Origin of the sequence: Mycobacterium hippophais, assembly GCF_027529605.1 — a bacterium.
Lineage (GTDB): Bacteria > Actinomycetota > Actinomycetes > Mycobacteriales > Mycobacteriaceae > Mycobacterium > Mycobacterium arseniciresistens.
This window is the reverse complement of the sequence record NZ_JAPZPY010000031.1, coordinates 1-621: the sequence shown is the minus strand read 5'-3', so window position 1 is coordinate 621 and position 621 is coordinate 1. Positions and strand designations below refer to the sequence as shown.

The 621-nt window shown below is 53.8% G+C and carries 1 pseudogene; it reads right to left on the bottom strand.

Features of this window, described 5'->3' with window-relative positions:
- Window positions 1–563 (bottom strand): annotated as a pseudogene (locus tag O6P37_RS28405) (hypothetical protein); the annotation flags it as partial.
- Window positions 564–621 lie beyond the last annotated feature (58 nt).

Genomic DNA, 621 nt, shown 5'->3' with positions numbered 1-621 from the left:
ACACCTCGATTTGTCATCCAAACGAGAGGCCATTCGGCCCCGTGAGCGCGTTGCAGCGACTTGATTTCGGCGATTGCCTCTTTGTCAGAGACCGCCACGAAACTGAGAGCCAGAGGCCCAAGCCCCAGCTCGAACAAACGCCGTCCCAGCGGCGATTTGTAATAGTAATGACGCTTGTACTGCGCTGACTTCAGCACCTGAATTTCCCGGTGGTTCAGGCCAAACGCCTTGTACAGATCCGCTGGACCAGGGTTTTCTTTGGTGCCTTCAAGATCGGCTTCCTTGTTCGGCAAGAAGATCTTTGTGGGGCATTGTTCTAGCAGTACATCGAGCAGTCCCGAATGGATGGCATCGGACAGGCTTTGTGTCGCAAGGATTACCAGGCAGTTTTTCTTACGCAGTTCCTTCAGCCATTCCCGCAGCTTCTCGCGGAACACCGGATGGCCAAGCATCACCCATGCTTCATCCAGGGACAGAATGGCGGGCTGGCCTTGCAACGATTTTTCGAAGCGGCGAAACAGATACAGAAGAACGGGGATCGCGTTCTTGTCGCCCAGCTTCATCAGCTCATCGATTTCAAAGACGGTTGTAGGCGTAATCTCAACGGAATCGGAGTTTCCA